General features: G+C 72.7%; 12 protein-coding genes and 1 pseudogene. 9 read left to right on the forward strand and 4 right to left on the reverse strand.

Annotation, left to right across the window (positions count from 1 at the left end; genetic code table 11):
• Positions 1-273 precede the first annotated feature (273 nt).
• The gene (gene gndA / locus RIN80_RS21675) at positions 274-1,713 is read right to left on the reverse strand and encodes an NADP-dependent phosphogluconate dehydrogenase (protein ID WP_309097294.1); all 1,440 of its coding nucleotides are present in this window, start codon (positions 1,711-1,713) and stop codon (positions 274-276) included.
• A 351-nt stretch (positions 1,714-2,064) separates the two neighbouring features.
• Here gndA and RIN80_RS21680 point away from each other — a divergent pair, with 351 nt between their 5' ends.
• Positions 2,065-3,306 (forward strand): transglycosylase family protein, encoded by a 1,242-nt coding sequence (locus RIN80_RS21680; protein ID WP_309097295.1) that lies wholly within the window; start codon positions 2,065-2,067, stop codon positions 3,304-3,306.
• On the opposite strand, the gene RIN80_RS21685 is transcribed toward RIN80_RS21680, so the two are convergent.
• Complete coding sequence (locus RIN80_RS21685) at positions 3,296-4,435, reverse strand: DMT family transporter (protein ID WP_309097296.1); 1,140 nt, start codon at positions 4,433-4,435, stop codon at positions 3,296-3,298. The two genes, RIN80_RS21680 and RIN80_RS21685, sit on opposite strands and share 11 nt — an antisense overlap.
• A 210-nt stretch (positions 4,436-4,645) precedes the next feature.
• On the opposite strand from RIN80_RS21685, the gene RIN80_RS21690 reads away from it, so the two are divergent.
• The 6 genes from RIN80_RS21690 (at position 4,646) to RIN80_RS21715 (ending at position 13,679) form a co-directional block, all read left to right on the forward strand.
• The gene (locus tag RIN80_RS21690) at positions 4,646-5,401 is read left to right on the forward strand and encodes a (2Fe-2S)-binding protein (RefSeq protein WP_309097297.1); all 756 of its coding nucleotides are present in this window, start codon (positions 4,646-4,648) and stop codon (positions 5,399-5,401) included.
• Positions 5,402-5,440: 39 nt separating this feature from the next.
• Positions 5,441-6,592 (forward strand): glycogen synthase, encoded by a 1,152-nt coding sequence (glgA, locus tag RIN80_RS21695; RefSeq protein WP_309097298.1) that lies wholly within the window; start codon positions 5,441-5,443, stop codon positions 6,590-6,592.
• Between the two features lie 51 nt (positions 6,593-6,643).
• Positions 6,644-7,864 carry a glucose-1-phosphate adenylyltransferase gene (gene glgC / locus RIN80_RS21700; protein WP_309097299.1) on the forward strand — a complete coding sequence of 407 codons (1,221 nt, stop codon included), beginning with the start codon at positions 6,644-6,646 and terminating at the stop codon, positions 7,862-7,864.
• Positions 7,865-7,965: 101 nt separating this feature from the next.
• On the forward strand, positions 7,966-10,584 hold the full coding sequence (locus tag RIN80_RS21705) for a PA14 domain-containing protein (RefSeq protein WP_309097300.1): 2,619 nt from the start codon (positions 7,966-7,968) through the stop codon (positions 10,582-10,584).
• Positions 10,585-10,729: 145 nt separating this feature from the next.
• Positions 10,730-12,073 (forward strand): wax ester/triacylglycerol synthase family O-acyltransferase, encoded by a 1,344-nt coding sequence (locus RIN80_RS21710; RefSeq protein ID WP_309097301.1) that lies wholly within the window; start codon positions 10,730-10,732, stop codon positions 12,071-12,073.
• Between the two features lie 103 nt (positions 12,074-12,176).
• The gene (locus RIN80_RS21715; protein ID WP_309097302.1) at positions 12,177-13,679 is read left to right on the forward strand and encodes an SDR family NAD(P)-dependent oxidoreductase; all 1,503 of its coding nucleotides are present in this window, start codon (positions 12,177-12,179) and stop codon (positions 13,677-13,679) included.
• Positions 13,680-13,689: 10 nt separating this feature from the next.
• On the opposite strand, the gene RIN80_RS21720 is transcribed toward RIN80_RS21715, so the two are convergent.
• Positions 13,690-14,139, reverse strand: coding sequence for a hypothetical protein (locus RIN80_RS21720; RefSeq protein ID WP_309097303.1), 450 nt, complete (start codon positions 14,137-14,139; stop codon positions 13,690-13,692).
• Between the two features lie 457 nt (positions 14,140-14,596).
• Between RIN80_RS21720 and RIN80_RS21725 the strand changes: the two genes are divergently transcribed.
• Both RIN80_RS21725 and RIN80_RS21730 read left to right on the forward strand, forming a co-directional pair.
• Positions 14,597-14,770 carry a hypothetical protein gene (locus tag RIN80_RS21725; protein WP_102913158.1) on the forward strand — a complete coding sequence of 58 codons (174 nt, stop codon included), beginning with the start codon at positions 14,597-14,599 and terminating at the stop codon, positions 14,768-14,770.
• Between the two features lie 54 nt (positions 14,771-14,824).
• Positions 14,825-15,307 (forward strand): GNAT family N-acetyltransferase, encoded by a 483-nt coding sequence (locus RIN80_RS21730; RefSeq protein WP_309097304.1) that lies wholly within the window; start codon positions 14,825-14,827, stop codon positions 15,305-15,307.
• Positions 15,308-15,346: 39 nt separating this feature from the next.
• On the opposite strand, the pseudogene RIN80_RS21735 reads toward RIN80_RS21730, so the two are convergent.
• Positions 15,347-15,446: pseudogene (locus RIN80_RS21735) on the reverse strand (VOC family protein); the annotation flags it as partial.

Consider the following 15,446-nt stretch of genomic DNA (forward strand, 5'->3'; position numbering starts at 1 on the left):
CCCGCCGCCGGGACCCGACCCGGTGCCGAATCCGCAGCCCCCGCCCGGCCCGTCCCCGATCCCCCCGGGACCGGAACCCGTGCCCGACCCCGAACCCGGGCCGCCGCTCTCCTGGACCATGGGGTGATCCGGCATCAAACCGGCATTACACCGGCATGAAACCGGCATGAAACCGGCATGAGAACGGCATGAGAACGGCATGAGAACGGGGCCGGTGGACAGCCCCGCGAGGCGTCCACCGGCCCCGTTCTCACGTCGGCTCGGCGCGTGGCGCTACGCCGTGACCTCCGACCGGTCCTGGCCCCACAGCGTGTGGAACGACCCGTCCCGGTCCACCCGCCGGTAGGTGTGCGCACCGAAGTAGTCCCGCTGCCCCTGCGTCAGCGCCGCCGGCAGCCGCTCCGCCCGCAGGGCGTCGTAGTAGGCGAGGGCCGCGGCGAACCCGGGCGTCGGCACGCCCTGGCGGGTCGCGGCGACCAGCACCTCGCGCCAGTCGTCCTGGGCCTGGGCGATCTCCTGCGCGAACGTGTCGTCCGACAGCAGGCTCGGCAGGTCCGGCCGGGCGTCGTAGGCCGCGCGGATGCGGTCCAGGAACGCGGCCCGGATGATGCAGCCGCCGCGCCACAGCGCCGACACCGCGCCGAGGTCGATGTCCCAGCCGTACTCACCGCGGGCCGCGTCGATCTCGTGGAAGCCCTGCGTGTACGACACGATCTTCGACGCGTACAGCGCCTGTTCCACCCGGTCGGCGAACGCCCGGGCCTCCGCCTCGCCGAGCGGCTCCGCCTTCGGGCCGGCCAGCCCCCGCGAGGCCTCCCGCAGCGCCGCGTGGCCCGACAGCGAGCGCGCGAAGACGGCCTCGGCGATACCGGACACCGGAACGCCCAGGTCGAGGGCGATCTGGACCGTCCAGCGGCCGGTGCCCTTCTGCTCGGCCTGGTCCACCACCACGTCCACGAACGGCTTGCCCGTCTCCGCGTCCACGTGGGACAGCACCTCGGCCGTGATCTCGATCAGGTAGGAGTCGAGACGGCCCTGGTTCCAGGTGCGGAAGATGTCCGCGATCTCGGCGGGGGAGTACCCGGCGACGTCCCGCAGCAGCTGGTACGCCTCGCCGATGAGCTGCATGTCCGCGTACTCGATGCCGTTGTGCACCATCTTCACGAAGTGCCCGGCACCGTCCGGACCCACGTGGGAGACGCACGGCGAGCCGTCGGCCGCCTTGGCCGAGATCTTCTCCAGCATCGGGCCCAGCGAGTCGTAGGACTCCTTCGGGCCGCCCGGCATGATGCTCGGGCCGTTCAGCGCGCCCTCCTCGCCGCCGGAGACGCCCATGCCGACGAAGTGGATGCCCTGCTCGCGCAGCTCCCGCTCCCGGCGCCGGGTGTCGGCGAAGTGCGCGTTGCCGCCGTCGATGATCATGTCGCCGGGCTCCAGCAGCGGCGCGAACTCCTGGATCACCGCGTCCGTCGGGTCACCGGCCTTCACCATCACGACCAGCCGCCGCGGCCGCTCCAGGGCCGCGACGAAGTCCTTGGCGGTCTCGCACGCGATGAACTCCCCCTCGCCGCCGAACTCCTCGACCAGCGCGTGCGTGCGCGAGGGCGTCCGGTTGTGCACCGCCACCGTGTAGCCGTTGCGGGCGAAGTTGCGGGCGAGGTTGCGGCCCATGACCGCAAGGCCCGTGACGCCGATCTGCGCTGTACTGCTCATTCGGTTCGCTCCTAAAGACCTCGGTACCGGTGCCGTCGGCGGGTACCCGCCGACGTGACCCCCGCCGACCATCCTGACGCGCCGCTACTGCGTCCGCACGCGCGGGTCGCACGACGTCGCGCAGGACGATACGCACGACAGCCCCCACCGCACTCAGCCGAGGTACGCGTCCCCGCGCGCGCCGCACCCGTGCACCGCGTGGCGTACGCGATGCACCACCGAGGCGCACGACGCGCAACAGGGGCCTCATACCGGCCAATTGAACTCCCGGGCGGCCGATAGGCGTCTTGTTCTGGCCGGTTCGCAGCGCTTACTTTTGCCCCTCCTGACGCATGTCTAGGGGGGCAATCGATGGCCGTACGCGGCCGGCACCGCCGGTATCAGCCGAACAGGATCAACCGCGCCTCACTCACCGTCACCGCGGGCGGCGCGGGCATGGCGCTCCCGTTCATGGGCGCCGGCGTCGCCCAGGCGGCGGACGTCGACACCTGGAACAAGGTCGCCGCCTGCGAGTCGAGCAACGACTGGAACATCAACACCGGCAACGGGTTCTACGGCGGACTGCAGTTCACCCAGTCCACCTGGGAGGCCTACGGCGGCCGGGCCTACGCGGCCCGCGCGGACCTGGCCACCAAGGACCAGCAGATCGCCGTCGCCGAGAAGGTGCTCGACGGGCAGGGCCCGGGCGCCTGGCCGGTGTGCTCGGTACGGGCCGGACTGACCCGCGGCGGCGGCGAGCCGGACATCCGGCCGGCGGCCGAGCGCACGAAGCAGCGGGAGACGAAGAAGAAGACCTCCATCGAGGAGGTGCGGCCGCAGTCCACACCGCAGTCCCGGGCCGGCAGCGCCGAGATGTACACGGTGGTCCACGGCGACACCCTCTCCGGCATCGCGGACGACCGCGAGGTCCGGGGCGGCTGGCGCGGCCTGTACGCCGCCAACCGCGCGACGATAGGGGGTGACCCCGACCTCATCGTGCCCGGCCAGCGGCTCGCCCTGCGCGGCGAGGGCGCCACGAAGACGCGTCCCGAGCACCGGCCGGCCCCGTCGGCGAAGCCGAGGAAGCCGGCGGCGGACCGCGCCGAGGGCCGTACGAAGGAGCGCGCCGGGGACCGTACCAAGGAGCGCGCCAAGGACACGCCGAAGGAGGCGGGCAAGGAGCGGGCCGCCCGGTCCACGGCCAGCCGGCAGGGTCTCGTCGCCCCCGTCGGCGCCTCCCTGGGCACGCCCTACCGCAAGGCGGGGTCCGCCTGGTCGAAGGGCTACCACACCGGCATCGACTTCCCCGTGCCCACCGGCACGTCCGTGAAGTCGGTCGCGGCGGGGAGCGTGGTCAGCGCCGGGTGGGGCGGCTCGTTCGGCTACCAGGTGGTGATCCGGCACGGCGACGGCCGCTACAGCCAGTACGCGCACCTGTCGGCGATCTCGGTGCGGGACGGGCAGACGGTGAGCGCGGGCCAGCGCATCGGCCGCTCCGGTTCCACGGGCAACAGCTCGGGCCCGCATCTGCACTTCGAGGTGCGGACGGGGCCCGGTTTCGGTTCGGACGTCGACCCGGTGGCGTACCTGAGGGCCGGCGGCGTCAGGATCTGATCCGCACCCGGTGCCGGTCCAGGGCCGGCATCGGCACGTAGGGAATGCCGTAGAAGGGCACGTAGGAGAGCGGGCGTTCGTCGCCGGCGGGCACCGGCGGCACCCCGCTCTCGTACGGGCCGTCCGGAACGGCGTGCGCCGCCTGTCCCGGCACGAGCACGTCCTCCACGACGAGCACGTCGTCCACGAGCTCCGGCAGGTCCAGGTCCAGCTCCGCCGTGCCGGGGCCGCGACCCGTGTCCCCCGGGACCGGTTCCGCGCCGGCGAACTCCAGCCCGGCCCGCTCGCTCCCGGGGCGGTCCTGCGCGAGCCGCTCCGTCGTCAGCAGGATCAGACCGCCGGCGGCCACCACACCACAGCCCAGGGCGAGCACGGTGCCCGCGGTGCCGTAACGGAACGTCTCGCCGAACATCGTGATGCCGACCGCGGCCGCGACGACCGGGTTCACCACGGTCAGCGTCGCCAGCGGGGCCGTCAGCCCGGCGCCCTTGTACGAGGCCTGCGACAGCAGCATGCCGGCCGTGGCCAGGACGCCGATCACGGCCAGGGACGGCAGGTCCGCCGCCGACACGCCGCCGGTCCAGTCGACGGCCACCGTCTTGGTGAACACCGAGGACATGCCGAACGCGATGCCGGACGCGGTGGCCAGCAGCATGCTGCGGACCGCCGGGTGCCGGTGCGCGGCCCGCGCGGCGATCATCAGCGCGACGACGACTCCCGCGGTGACCAGCGCGACGGCCACCCGCTCGGCCGCGTTCAGCGACTGCGCGTCGGACGCGGCGACCAGGGACAGCAGACCGGCGAGGCCGACCGTCGCCATGATGGCGCCCCGCCACGCCGTGGCACCGGCCCTGCGGCCGACGAACAGCGCGGCCATGGGCAGGGCGACCACGATGGTCAGCGCGCCCAGCGGCTGCACCAGGCTCAGCGGGCCGTAGGCCAGCGCCACCACGTGCAGCAGACCGCCCAGGCCGTTCAGCGCGACCGCCGCCCACCAGTCCGGCCGGCGCAGCGGAGCGTACTGCTCGCCCGGCGAGGACTCCGCCACCCGCTCCTGCACGATCGCCCCGCCCGCGTAGGCGACCGCGGAGACGAGGGAGAGCAGGACGGACAACGCGAGGGCGCTCATCGGCTGCTCCTCTGCGTCTGGCGGGGGCGCTCGGCCCGGCGCGGCGATTGGTCGGCTTTCATGACCAACACCCTGCCGTGTCCAGGTCTTCCCGTCGTCGTCCCTGAGCACCCATTGGGTCCTACTGCCGATGGAGTACGAGTGCTGCCCCGTCATCCCCAGGGTGGGCGACCCGAGTCGGGGGCCACCGGATCACGTCCCCTAGGGGCCTTGGTACTACTGCTCTTCGTGGACCTCGACCCCGGCCTTGCCGCCCTCCGCCCGCTCGGCGGCTTCTTCGTGCTGCGCACGCGGGGAGCGGCGGCGGGGCCTCTTCCCACTCTCGCACAGGCCTACGGGCCGGCGGCACCGGACGCAGGCGGAAATCCGCTGATTTTCCGTGTCCACAAGGTCGCACGCGCCCTGGGCACCCCGGAGCTGCGGGTGGCCGCCTCGACAGCGCACCAGGGACTCGCGGCCCGGCTCTGGTCGATCGCCCTCGGCTGCGCCGCCCTGTACGGCGGCCTCCCCGACCTGGACGCCCGGCACCTGCGCTGGGACCCCGACGCGAGCGCCCCCGACGACCTGTGGCTGTCCGGCGTACGGCCGCTTCCCGCGGAGCCGGACCGCCTCGCCGCCGTCGTCCTGGACGGGCACCTCGCCCCACTGGCGACGGCCCTGCGCGCCCACTACCGCCTCGCACCGGGTCTGCTGCGGGGCAACGCCGCCTCGGCGCTGGCGGGCGCCGCCCGGGAGCTGGAGCGCTGGGCCCGGCTCCACGGCCGCCCCGACAGCGCCGCCCGGGCCCGCTTCCTGGCCGCGCGGCTCCTCGCCCACCCGCAGCTCTCCGGCGCCGGGACCCTCACCGGCACGGCGTTCCGGCGCCGCAGCTGCTGCCTGTACTACCGGGTGCCCGGCGGGGGCGTCTGCGGCGACTGCTGCTTCCCGCGACCGCCCCGCTCTTCCCCACGCGCCACTTCTGGGTGACCATGAAAGGGAACGGCCGTTGAGAGCAGGGAGTTGCGGGTGCGCGTCGGACTGCTGACCCGGGAGTACCCGCCGGACGTGTACGGCGGTGCCGGCGTCCACGTGGAGTTCCTGGCCCGGGAGCTCAGACCCCTGGTCGACCTGGACGTGCACTGCTGGGGCGAGGGCCGCGCCGACGGTGTGCTGCGCCACCGCCCCTGGTCCGCGCTCGACGGCGCGAACGACGCGCTGCGCACCTTCTCCGTCGACCTCGCGATGGCCGCCGCCCTCCAGGGCCGCGAGCTGGTCCACTCCCACACCTGGTACGCCAACCTCGGCGGCCACCTCGCCAAGCTGCTGTACGGCATCCCGCACGTGATGACCGCGCACTCCCTGGAGCCCCTGCGCCCCTGGAAGGCCGAACAGCTCGGCGGCGGCTACGAGCTGTCCAGCTGGGCCGAGCGCACCGCGATCGAGGCCGCCGACGCGGTGATCGCCGTCTCGGGCGCCATGCGCGAGGACATCCTCGGCTGCTACCCGGCGCTGGACCCGGACAAGGTCCACGTCGTGCACAACGGCATCGACACGAGCCTGTACCGGCCCGACCACGGCACGGACGCCCTGGACCGGATCGGCCTGGACCGCTCCCGCCCCTACGTGCTGTTCGTCGGCCGCATCACCCGCCAGAAAGGCGTGCCGCATCTGTTGCGCGCGGTGCGGGACATCGACCCGGCCGCGCAGGTCGTGCTGTGCGCGGGCGCACCGGACACGCCGGAGATCGACCGGGAGTTCCGGGAACTGTTCGCGGAGCTGAGCGAGGTCCGCGACGGCGTGTTCTGGATCCCGAAGATGCTGCCGCGCCCGGAGGTCATCCAGCTCCTCACGCACGCCGCGCTGTTCGTCTGCCCCTCGGTGTACGAGCCGCTGGGCATCGTGAACCTGGAGGCGATGGCCTGCGGCACGCCGGTGGTGGCCTCGGCGGTCGGCGGTATCCCCGAGGTCGTGGACGACGGCCGGACCGGACTGCTCGTCCCGGCCGGCGACGGCTTCGAGGCGGGGCTCGCCCGGGCCATGGACACCGTGCTCGGCGATCCGGCGGCCGCCCGGCGGATGGGCGAGGCCGGGCGGGAGCGCGCGGTCGGCGAGTTCGGCTGGGACGCGGTGGCCCGCCGCACGGTCCGGCTCTACGAGGAGATCGTCGAACACGCTTAGTGGGTACTGGTCAGGGGCAGGCATCGGGAAATCGGCGTGAGGGGAGCGGCCATGCGTGGTGGTGGTCCTTCGGTCCTGGGGATCGTGCTGGCGGGTGGTGAGGGCAAGCGGCTGATGCCCCTGACCGCGGACCGCGCCAAACCGGCGGTGACCTTCGGCGGCACGTACCGCCTGGTCGACTTCGTCCTGTCCAACCTGGTCAACGCCGACGTCCTGCGCATCTGCGTCCTGACCCAGTACAAGTCGCACTCGCTGGACCGGCACATCACCACCACCTGGCGGATGTCGAACCTGCTGGGCAACTACGTCACGCCCGTCCCCGCCCAGCAGCGCCTCGGCCCCCGCTGGTACCTGGGCAGCGCCGACGCCATCCTGCAGTCCCTGAACCTGATCTACGACGAGCGCCCCGAGTACGTGGCCGTCTTCGGCGCCGACCACGTCTACCGCATGGACCCGCGCCAGATGCTCGCCCAGCACATCGACAGCGGCGCGGGCGTGACGGTCGCCGGGATCCGGGTGCCGCGCACGGAGTCGTCGTCGTTCGGCGTGATCACGCCCGGCTCGGACGGGCAGACGGTGGAGCGCTTCCTGGAGAAGCCGTCCGCCCCGCCCGGTCTCCCGGACGACCCCAACTGCGTCTTCGCCTCGATGGGCAACTACATCTTCACCACCAAGGCCCTCATCGAGGCGCTCAAGCGGGACGCGGAGGACGAGTCCTCCGTGCACGACATGGGCGGCTCGATCCTGCCCCAGCTCACCGACCGGGGCGAGGCCGCGCTGTACGACTTCAGCACCAACCACGTACCCGGCGAGACCACCCGCGACCAGGGCTACTGGCGGGACGTCGGGACACTCGACGCCTACTACGAGGCGCACATGGACCTGATCGCCGAGCGCCCCGCCTTCAACCTGTACAACCGCAGCTGGCCGATCTACACGCACTCGTACCAGCTCTCGCCGGCCCGGTTCAACGCCGGCGGCATCGCCAGCGAGTCCATCATCTCGGCGGGCTGCCTGATCCGGGGGCAGGTCACCCGGTCCGTGCTGTCGCCGGGCGTGGTGGTCGACCCGGGGGCGGTGGTGCAGGGTTCGGTGCTGCACGACAACGTGCACATCGGCCGGGGCGCGGTGGTGCGCGGCGCCGTCCTCGACAAGAACGTCGAGGTGCCGCCGGGAGCGACGATCGGTGTCAACCCGGAGCGGGACGCGGAGCTCTACACGGTCTCCAAGGGCGGCGTCATCGCCCTGGGCAAGGGGCAGCTGGTCACCTGACGAGACGCGGCCGGGGGACTTTGTCCTGGCTCTGGACGAAGCCCCGGATCCGTGCTGTCATGCCATCGTCTTGTACATGACAACGTTGGCATGGAGGTTCCGTGCGTCCCCGACGCCTCAGAAACCGCCTCGCGTTACTGCTCGCCGCACTCCTCGCCCTCACGGGCCTGAGCGCGGTCCCCGCGCTCGCGGACGACCCCGCCGAGATCCACGGCCTCAAGGGCGAGTACTACACCCACTCCGCCCCGGGCGCCTTCGACTTCCACACCCTCAAGGCGACGACCTTCGACCAGGACCTCGACTTCGACAACCTGGAGCCGCGCCTGAACTTCACCACCGGCCGGTCCGACGACGTCAGCGTCCGCTGGACCGGGAGGATCGTCCCCGAGAAGACCGGGCCGCACACCTTCTCGGTCTCCGCCGACAACGGCTTCCGTCTCTGGATCGACGGCCGGCTCGCCATCGACCACTGGGTCGACGACTGGGACCGCGAACAGACCGCCGAGCCCGTCGAACTGACCGCCGGCCGGGCCTACGACCTCAAGGTCGAGTACTTCGAGCACTTCGGCGGCTCCAACTTCCACCTGCGCTGGACCCAGCCCGGCGCCGCCAAGGCCCCCGTCCCGCAGTCGGCCTTCCGCCTCCCCGAGGGCTTCGACTACGACGGCGCCCTCGCGGCCACCGTGCAGTCCACCGGCCGCACCCTGAAGCTCGACTTCGCCCAGCCCCTCGCCGTGCCCCCGGCGGACTTCACCGACCACCTGGACGCCGTGATCGGCGGCGCGGCCTGGCCCCTGGGTGAGGCCCGCCCGGACCCGTCCGACCCCACCGCCCTCCTGGTCGCCCTCGACGAGCCGGTCGTCGGCAACAAGACGGGCACCGCCCGCGGCAACGCCGACGTCCGCTACGACGGCGAAGGCGGCCTCACCGACACCGACGGCAACGTTGTCAGCGCGTTCTGGACGAGCGGCCCCAACCACTCGACCCACCAGTTGCGCACCCGCTGGGCCGACGAGGTCGGACCGGACAACGCCCTCCCGGAGTACCCGCGCCCGCAGCTGACCCGGGACGCCTGGCGCAACCTCAACGGCCGCTGGCAGTTCGCCGCCGCCGAGGAGGGCGAGCAGCCGCCCGTGGGCCGCACCCTCAAGGAGCGCATCCTGGTCCCCTACCCGGTGGAGTCCCAGCTCTCCGGCATCGAGCGGCACGAGGACCGCATGTGGTACCGCCGCACCTTCACCGTGCCCGCCGACTGGGGGATCGGCTCCGGCCGGCGGCTGCGGCTCAACTTCGGCGCCGTCGACTGGCGCTCCGAGGTCTACGTCAACGGCACGAAGGTCGCCACGCACGAGGGCGGCTACGACAAGTTCAGCGCCGACGTCACCGACGCGCTCAAGCCCGGCCGCACCCAGGAGCTGATCGTCGGCGTCTACGACCCGACCGACGCCGCCTCGGGCGAGAACCCGCCCCTCGGCAAGCAGCGCCTGGACCCCAGCGGCATCTGGTACACCCCGTCCTCCGGCATCTGGCAGACGGTGTGGATGGAGCCGGTGGCCCGCGACCACGCGGACTCCCTCAAGATCACGCCCGACGTGGCCGGCGAGAAGGTGACCGTCGAGGTCCGGGGCGTCCGCAACGGCGTACCGGTCACGGCGACGGCCTACGACGGCCGGCGCGAGGTGGCCACGGCGAGCGGCCGCACCGGCGGCCCGCTGACGCTGACCGTCCGCGACCCGCACCTGTGGTCGCCGGACGATCCCTTCCTCTACCGGCTCAAGGTGAAGGTCGGCGCCGACCGGGTCGGCAGCTACTTCGGCATGCGCTCCATCGCCGTCGAGAAGGTGAACGGCGTCCCGCGCACGGTCCTCAACGGCGAGCCCGTCTTCATGATGGCCACCCTCGACCAGGGCTTCTGGCCCGACGGCCTGCACACCGCGCCCACCGACGAGGCCCTGGCCTACGACCTGAAGGCGCACAAGCAGCTCGGCTTCAACTCCGTCCGCAAGCACATCAAGGTCGAACCGGACCGCTGGTTCTACTGGGCCGACCGGCTCGGACTGCTGGTCTGGCAGGACATGCCCGCGATGACGGCCGGGGTGAACCCGAGCGCCACCTCCCGCGCCCGCTACGAGCGTGAACTGAAGGAGATGATCGACGAGCACAGCAGCAGCCCGTCCGTCGTCATGTGGGTGACCTTCAACGAGGGCTGGGGTCAGTACGACGTGGGCCGGATCGCCGAGCAGGCCAAGGCCTGGGACCCCACCCGCCTGGTCAACGGCCAGTCGGGGCTGAACCTCGGCGCCGACGGCGGCACCGGCGACATCATGGACGAGCACGGCTACCCGAGCCCGGCCCTGCCGCCCCGCCCCGACGGGGAGCGCGCCCTGGTCAGCGGCGAGTACGGCGGCCTCGGCCTCGCGGTGCCCGGCCACGCATGGTCGGTGCAGCAGTCGTACGTCGACGTCGACCCGGCCACCTACACCGAGGACTACCTGGAGAAGCTGGACGAAGTCCGGGCGCTGGTCTGCAAGGGCAGCAACGGTGCCGTGTACACCCAGATCGCGGACGTCGAGGGCGAGCTGAACGGCTTCCTCACCTATGACCGCGCGGTGCTGAAACCCGACACGGCCAAGCTGAAGGCCGCGCACGAGGCGCTGATCCGTGACGCCTCCCGGGTGACTCCCACCGGGTGCCCTGCGCCGCAACCTGTGCTGGACTGACGGCACATGCACCATGAGTCCCGCCCCTTCCACCGGGGCGGGACTCAATCCGCTGTTTACTGTACGTAGCCTGACCGTACTTGACCGTAATCGGCTGGGGGCGATTGACTGCTGGCCCACCCGTTCGTCCACGCGAGGCAAGCCCTTGACTGCTGATCTGCTCGCCCCTCTCGACCTGGCGTTCTGGAACATCGAGTCCGCCGACCACCCGATGCACCTCGGCGCGCTCGGGATCTTCTCCGCGCACTCGCCCGCCGCGGGCGCTCACGCGGCGGACCTGCTCGCGGCCCGCGCCCCCGGTGTCCCGGGACTGCGGATGCGGATCCGCGACGTGTGGCAGCCGCTGCCCTCCGCCCTGCGCCGCCCGCTCGCCTTCGGCGGGGCGGCGCGCGAGACGGACCCGGACTTCGACCCCGCGCACCACGTCCGGCTGCACGCGCCGGTCGCCGACTTCCACGCGGAGGCCGGACGGCTCATGGGCCGTCCGCTGGAGCGCGGCCGGCCGCCCTGGGAGGCCCACGTACTGCCCGGCGAGGACGGCGTCTGCTTCGCGGTGCTGTTCAAGTTCCACCACGCCCTCGCCGACGGACTGCGGGCGCTGACCCTGGCCGCGGGCGTCATGGACCCGATGGACCTGCCCACACCCCGGCCCCGCCCCGCCGCACCGCCGCGCGGTCCGCTGCCGGACGTGCGCGACCTGCCCGGCCTCATGCGCGGCGCCCTCGCCGACGCCGCCCGCGCCCTGGACATCGGCGCCTCCGTCGCCCGCTCCTCCCTCGACGTGCGCTCCACCCCCGCGCTCACCTGCGAGCCGAGCGGCACCCGCCGCACCGCCGGAGTGGTCCTCGACCTCGACGACGTGCACCGGATCCGCAAGACCGTCGGCGGCACCGTCAACGACGTCCTCATCGCGGTCGTCGCCGGCGCCCTGCGCCGCTGGCTCGACGAACGCGGCGACGGCAGCGAGGGCGTCGCGCCCCGCGCCCTGATCCCGGTCTCCAAACGCCGCCCGCGCACCGCCTACCCGCAGGGCAACCGGCTCTCCGGCTATCTGATACGGCTCCCGGTGGACGACCCGGACCCGCTGGCCCGCCTCGCCGCGGTCCGCACCGCCATGGACCGCAACAAGGACGCCGGCCCCAACCGGGGCGCCGGCGCCGTGGCCCTGCTCGCCGACCACGTCCCCGCCCTCGCCCACCGGCTCGGCGGCCCCCTGGTCGGCCAGGCGGCCCGGCTCTGGTTCGACATCCTCGTGACCAGCGTGCCCCTGCCCAGCCTCGGCCTGAAACTCGGCGGCCACCCCCTCACCGCCGTCTTCCCGCTCGCCCCGCTGGCCCCCGGCCACTCCCTCGCGGTCGCCGTCTCCACCTACCGCGGGGCCGTCCACTACGGCCTCGTGGCCGACGGCGAGGCGGTCCGAGACCTCGACCTGTTCGCGGCCGCCGTCTCCAGGGAGGTGGCGACGCTGATCAAGGCCTGCCGGTCGTGAGAACGCGGGTTTGGCGGTGCGGCCCGGCGCTGAAGTAAAATTCGCCGTTCGAAAGCGGGCGCGGCCGGCGCGCCACCAGGGCAGAGCAGGGAACACAGCGGCGATGACGGTGACAGAGGACGGCCCGCAGGCCATGGACGAGGCGAGCGGGCACTCGTACGGACCCGGCATCGACCCGGAGCGGCTGGCCGTCTGCCTGAGCGTGCTCGACGAGCTCGACAAGCTGGACGTCGACCACCCGGACGCCATCGCCGTGCGCCGGGCCACCGCGGGCATCTACCGCACGGTCAAGCAGCGCCGCCGCCAGGAGCGCCGGGCCGCCAAGACCGCCCACGACAAGGCGGTCACGGAGGCCACGGCGACCGGCTCCGCCCAGCGCATCGACGACGAGACCGAGGGCCTGCTGCCCTCCTCGCGCACCGAGGAGGGCCGGATCGCGGGCATACTCCAGCGCCCGCGCTCCTGCTACACCTGCAAGACCCGCTACGTGGAAGTCGACTACTTCTACCACCAGCTCTGTCCGGACTGCGCCCGGGTGAACCGCGAGAAGCGCGACGTGCGCGCCGACCTCGGCGGCAAGCGCGCCCTGCTCACCGGCGGCCGCGCCAAGATCGGCATGTACATCGCGCTCAGGCTGCTGCGCGACGGGGCGCACACCACGATCACCACGCGCTTCCCGAAGGACGCCATCCGCCGCTTCAAGGCCATGGACGACTCCGCGGACTGGCTGCACCGCCTGGAGGTCGTCGGCATCGACCTGCGCGACCCGGCGCAGGCCGTGGCCCTCGCCGACCAGGTCGCCGAGGCCGGGCCGCTCGACATCCTGGTCAACAACGCGACCCAGACCGTCCGCCGCCTGCCCTCGGCCTACGCCGCCCTGGTCGAGGGCGAGAGCGCGCCGCTGCCCGCCGGTGAACTGCCCGCCCACCACGTCATCGGCGCCTTCAACTCCGGCGCCGTCGACGGCCTCGCCGCCCTGCCCCCGGGCATCAGCGGTCTCGACGCCCAGCAGGTCGCCGACCTCGCCCTGGTCGCCGGCAACGCCAGCGTGGAGCGGCACCTGGACGGCACGGCCATCGACGCGGGCGGCCTCGTCCCCGACGTCGTCGACACCAACACCTGGGTGCAGACCATCGAGCAGATCTCCCCGGTGGAGCTGCTGGAGACCCAGCTGTGCAACTACACGGCCCCGTTCATCCTCATCAGCAAGCTGCGGCCGGCGATGGCCGAGGCGGCGAGGAAGGCGGCGAGCAAACGCGCGTACGTCGTCAACGTGTCGGCGATGGAAGGGGTCTTCGGCCGGGGCTACAAGGGCGCCGGGCACCCCAACACCAACGCCGCGAAGGCCGCGATGAACATGGTCACGCGCACCAGCGCCCAGGAGATGTTCCAGACCGACGGCATCCTGATGACCTCGGTCGACACCGGCTGGATCACGGACGAGCGGCCCCACTACGACAAGTTGCGGCTCGCCGAGGCGGGTTTCCACGCACCGCTCGACCTCGTCGACGGTGCGGCGCGGGTGTACGACCCGATCGTGCGGGGCGAGGCGGGGGAGGACCTGTACGGGGTCTTCCTGAAGGACTACGCCCCGGGGAAGTGGTAGGGCCCGGGCGTCACTCGACGGCGCCCAGGCGGGAGTTGCGCGCCGCCAGCAGTTCCAGCACGGTGCGCCAGTCCTCCAGCACCCCGGCGTCGAACCCGGCCGTGCGGCCCTCCTCGGTCGCCTGGCGCAGGGCGAGCAGGTCGTCGCCGGCCGGGGCACCCCGGCCGGTACGGTCGCGCAGCAGCCGGGAGACCCGCTCGCCGAGCAGGGCGCGCACCGCGTCGGCGGTCCGGCCGGCCCGCCCCGCCGGGTCACCAGGCCACAGCAGCCGACCGACCGGCTGCACCAGGCCCGCCACTTGGAGCTCCTTGTCGGCCGGGTGGGCACGGCGGAGCAGGGCGGCGGTCCGCAGCGCGTGGTCGTGCAGGTCGACCGTCGGCCGGCCGGGCACGGGGACGTCCCGGGTGCCCCGGCAGGCGTACAGCAGCTCCATCAGCTCCTCGACACCGCGCAGCTCCATGCGCCAGTCCTCCCGCGGGGCAGCCGTTGCCGTACGGCAGCAGACCATGACGAGCTTGCGCCTCGGCCAACGGCGCCTGAACGGCGCGACCGGCCGGAAAGCGCCGTCGTCGCCTACGCCGAACGAGTGATACGCACAGGGTCTCTTTTGTGAACGAATCGGTGCGTAAACCCGAGTTGAACACCGGATGACGCGCGATCGTTACCGGTTGTTTTCAGCCCCATCGAGCGGCGTCCCGCTCATTTGGTTAGTCTGAGGCGGACGGACAGCCACACGGGGTCCAACCCACACCCACGGTCCGTCATGGGACAAGCCGGTACACCACGGCCTGCTCTCCCGTGAGACGACCGGCGCCACCGCGTCCGAACTGCACATGACACACAGCCCGAGCGGGGCGTCAGGCGCAGCAGGACCGGCGCGTACGTCCCGAGGGTGACCGACACATAAGGAGTGCGCGGTGACACCGGAGAAGACGAATCGCGATCAGCGCCCCAAGGAACGCGGCGAGCGCGCCGGCCGACGGGTCGACGAGCTCGGCAGCCTCGACGTGTGGGCCCGGTCGGCCCCCATCCGCCTCGCGGGCTACGAGGAGGACCTCGCGGAGCCCCACATCCTGCCCAGCGTCGACTGACCGGACGCGGACCCCTCAGCGACCGCCGAGCATGGGCGTGCCAGACTCGCCCCCATGCTGATCAGGGAAGCAACGGCTGACGACTGGCCTCGCATCTGGCCGTTCTGGCACCGCATCGTCGCCGCGGGCGAGACCTACGCATGGGACCCGGGAACCTCCGAGGCGGAGGCCCGGGTCCTGTGGATGAGCCCCGCCAAACGCGTCTACGTCGTCGAGGACGACAGCGGCACGGTCGTCGCCTCCGCCTACCTCACCCCCAACTACGGCGGCCCGGCGGCCCGTATCGCCAACGCCGGCTTCATGGTCGACCCCGGCCGGGGCGGCCGGGGCTACGGCAGGGCCCTCGCCGAGCACCTCCTGACCGAGGCCCGGGCCGCCGGCTACCGGGGCATGGTGTTCAACGCCGTCGTCGAGACCAACCCCGCCGTGAGGCTGTGGACCTCGCTCGGGTTCACGATCCTCGGCACGGTGCCGGAGGCGTTCGACCACCCCCGGCACGGGCCGGTGGGACTGCACATCATGTACCGGGCCCTGTAGGGCCGGGAGTCAGGCGGCGCCGGTCCCGGCGTCCCGCCGTCAGGGACGGGCGTAGGGCCGGGTCATGATCTCCATGTTGTGGCCGTCCGGGTCGGCGAAGTAGGCACCGCGCCCGCCGAAGAGATGGTTGACCCGGCCG

Source organism: Streptomyces sp. (genome assembly GCF_031181705.1).
GTDB lineage: Bacteria > Actinomycetota > Actinomycetes > Streptomycetales > Streptomycetaceae > Streptomyces.